Source organism: Nocardioides cremeus (assembly GCF_030518195.1).
Lineage (GTDB): Bacteria > Actinomycetota > Actinomycetes > Propionibacteriales > Nocardioidaceae > Nocardioides > Nocardioides cremeus.
Genome location: NZ_JAULSC010000338.1, coordinates 1 through 274, shown reverse-complemented (window position 1 = coordinate 274; position 274 = coordinate 1). Strand labels below are relative to the sequence as shown.

Genomic DNA, 274 nt, shown 5'->3' with positions numbered 1-274 from the left:
GGTTGCCGAAACGCCCGACGTCGTAGCTGTCGCCATCCGGCTCGCGGTAGAGATCGTCCGCCCACCATTTCGGATTGCGCCAGCCGTCCTCCGCCTCGAGGAACGCCCGATACTGGGCGGCCGTGATCGGGTAGCGGGCGATCTGGAAGCTGCCGACCTGCTTTCGGCGCGGCTCGGCTTCAATCGCGACCTCGCCGCCGGGCACGGGGCACCAGTGGATGTCGGGGGTGCCGCCCGGATCGACGCCCACGCCCGGGCGGGGGTCGCTCAGGAC

At 71.2% G+C, this 274-nt stretch carries 1 protein-coding gene; it reads right to left on the bottom strand.

Features of this window, described 5'->3' with window-relative positions:
• Window positions 1-250: SUMF1/EgtB/PvdO family nonheme iron enzyme (locus QWJ41_RS21315; RefSeq protein ID WP_302710507.1), on the bottom strand; the 250-nt coding region annotated here is incomplete at its 3' end.
• Window positions 251-274 lie beyond the last annotated feature (24 nt).